Annotated in this window: 2 protein-coding genes; both read left to right on the top strand. The window is 34.1% G+C overall.

Going from position 1 to position 3,151, the window contains the following annotated elements; all coding sequences use genetic code 11:
* The coding region (locus QZQ55_RS10740) for an Asp23/Gls24 family envelope stress response protein (RefSeq protein WP_295093202.1) at positions 1-271 on the top strand (271 nt) is incomplete at its 5' end.
* Positions 272-282: 11 nt separating this feature from the next.
* Entirely contained in the window at positions 283-1,902 is a 1,620-nt protein-coding gene (locus QZQ55_RS10735; protein WP_295093200.1) for a DAK2 domain-containing protein, read from the top strand.
* The last annotated feature ends 1,249 nt before the right edge of the window (positions 1,903-3,151 follow it).

Genomic DNA, 3,151 nt, shown 5'->3' with positions numbered 1-3,151 from the left:
ATGTTATGGTGTTGTAGGTATGGCTAGCCAGAAGATGATGGATGGTTTTTATGATCTTCTAGGTAAAGATAATTATTCTAAAGGAATTGTTGTTGAAGAAGGTCAGACTGGTTCTATTATTAATCTTTATATTATTGTAGGTTACGGTGTGAAGATTTCTGAAATCGTATATGAAGTACAGAAGAAAGTTAAATATGTACTAGAAAAGACTCTAGATATTGATATTGAAGCTGTGAATGTTTATGTTCAGAGCATCCGTGTAATGGACTAGGAGGATGAAGCATGAAGGAAATTAACGGTAAAATGTTTAAACAGATGGTCTTAAGCGGGGCTATCGTATTACATAATAATCATCCTGAGGTAGATGCTTTAAACGTCTTCCCAGTACCAGATGGAGATACAGGTACTAATATGTCTCTTACATTCAATTCTGGGGCTGAACAGGTTGAAAAGCTTGCTGATGATACATCTATTGGTGATATTGCTAAAACTCTTTCTAAGGGCTTATTAATGGGAGCAAGAGGTAACTCTGGTGTTATCCTTTCTCAGATCTTTAGAGGTGTAGCAAAATCACTTAAAGGTAAAGAAACAGCAAACGTATCAGAATTAGCTGATGCATTCTCTTCTGGTGCTAAAGTGGCTTATAAGGCTGTTATGCGTCCAGTAGAAGGTACTATCTTAACAGTTATTAGAGAATCTGCTGATGCAGCTGCTAAGTATGTACAGCCAGATATGGAAATTGAAGACTGGTTCTCTTATTTTGTGAAGAGTGCTGAAAAATCTTTAGATAATACACCTGAACTTCTTCCAGTATTAAAAGAAGTTGGTGTTGTTGACTCAGGAGGAGCTGGTTTATTACTCGTATTAACTGGTTTCATGGCTGCTCTTGCGGGTGAAGTGATTGAAAAGGTAGACAATGTTGGTGCTGCAAGTGATGTAGAAATTGTACAGGAAGAAGAAAAGCCTTATGGTTACCGTGTACAGTTCACATTAAAGATTGATGACAGAAAGATGAATGCATTTAATTTAGATGGTTTCATCCATGAATTAAAGAATCTACCTGGTAAGAACGTAGATGTAGCACAGAAAGACAACAAGGTTATTGGTAATGTAGATACATTAAAGCCTGGTAATGCCTTAAATACAGGTCTTCGTTTTGGGGAATTCACTAAGGTGACTGTAGTCAATACTGAAGTATCTGAGGAAGAAAAAGAAGAAGAAATCCCAATGGCTCCTGCTAAGGAAATGGCTCTTATTTCTGTTGCTGCAGGTGATGGAATTAAGGATATGTTCCTTGAATTAAATTGTGATCATGTTGTTTCTGGTGGTCAGACAATGAATCCAGCAACTGAAGATATCGTCAAAGCAATCAAGGGTGTGAATGCAAAGCATGTTATTATTCTTCCAAACAACTCTAATATCGTTATGACTGCACAGCAGGCTGCGACAGTATTAGAAGGAGAAGTAGATGTTGTAGTATTACCTACAAAGACTATTCCTCAGGGATTATCTGCTGCCATCATGTATAATCCTGAAGCAACAGTAGATGAAAATGTGGATGAAATGAAGGAAGCTATTGCGAATGTAAAGACTGGTCAGGTGACTTTCGCAATCAAGGATACTTTAATTGATGGTTTAGAAATTAAAGCAAACAACTATATGGCTTTATGTGAAAAGAAGATTGTGGCTTGTGTACCAGACAAACTAGAAGCATTAAAGAATGTTCTAAGCAATCTTGTAGATGAAGATTCTGAAATCGTTACACTTATTTGTGGTGAAGACGTAACAGAAGAAGAACAGGAAGCAGCTGCAAGTTTCATTGAAGAAAACTATGAAGATGTAGAATGTGAAGTTCATGTTGGTAAACAGCCAGTTTACTCATTTATCGTTGGTGTAGAATAAAAACAAAGAACCTTTAATTATTAAGGTGGTCAACAGAAAACTCGCTTTAAATTATTGGGGGGGTCTACTTGTAAAGGGCAGTCAGATGACTGCCCTTTATTGCGCTTATATTATATTGCCCCAGGGAAGTATTGATTCCTTACAATTCTGTAGATTACATATCGGTAGAGATATATTTGACCATGCCTTCTTGGTTCTTTCCTACAATTTCCTTGGTTTTATAATTAAGAATAACACACATGTTTTATTGCGTATCCAGTGCTTCTCATCAATCTATATGTTTTCAGTTAAGGGCTGTCTACGCGTCTGGCCATTTAGTAGTAGTTGCGTTAAAGAATCCAGCAACTACTGAAAAAGTAGCTGTAGGTTCTTTAAGTTCACCCATGATTTCTAGTTCTGAGGTTTGAGATAATCTACTGTGACTCTTCCTCTATCACTATCTTATTATATTGAGGTCATACTAATCTTCTCCTTTCGAGTATTAAGGAAGTTTTCTTGATTTCTATCATGTTATGCATGACTTTTTATATTTTATAGTTCTTAATATTCATTCTATTGCCTCGTTCAGGACAAGAAATAATGATTCTCTTGAGTCTGATGCAATAAATCACTTTTTTTTCGTTAATTTCAATCGTATATGACTGTACAAGGGATTCATAATCCTCTAAAATAATTCTTGGATCATTATTCAATTTGTGATTTCCTTTCGCTTTTGGTTAATATGAGCAATTAATGATATAGCGAAAGGTTTTTAATTACCTAAAAATACTTGAAAAAGTGTGATCCCAAGTACTTGGAGCGAAGACTCTAACCTACACAATAATTAAAGACCCTGAATATTCATTCTGTATTTTTTGTGGTAATGCTAAAAAAACCTTGATTTTTTTCATATGAATAAAACTCTAAAAAAGAGTAAAACCATTAAAAGAGAAACATTAATAAAGATAATTGTGTATTAGTGAAATAATATGACAAATATCAGTGATTTTAAATGAAATATAGAATCTTTTTTTATAAAGACATGCAGAATAAATATTGATTTAAAATTATTAATATGTATTAACGTTATACTTATTGATAACTATTTGTACAAATCAGTCATTTTGTACAATTTGTATTTTTTACAAACGGTTTACACCCTAAAAAAATGGTGATAAAATTTCTGATTGGGCGGAATGACAAATAATATATATTGAGGAGGGAAATTATGAATAAAAGCCTATTTAAGAAATTTGGGGCTTCTTTTGTA

Source organism: uncultured Catenibacterium sp., assembly GCF_900540665.1.
In the GTDB taxonomy this organism is placed as follows: Bacteria; Bacillota_I; Bacilli_A; order Erysipelotrichales; family Coprobacillaceae; genus Catenibacterium.
Note: the sequence above shows the minus strand (reverse complement) of the source record. Positions and strands in the feature narration are given on the sequence as shown.

What these genes read in the sequence shown, in the direction of transcription:
- QZQ55_RS10735 (WP_295093200.1), top strand. Translation starts at nt 283, where the DNA reads ATGAAGGAAATTAACGGTAAAATGTTTAAACAGATGGTCTTAAGCGGG.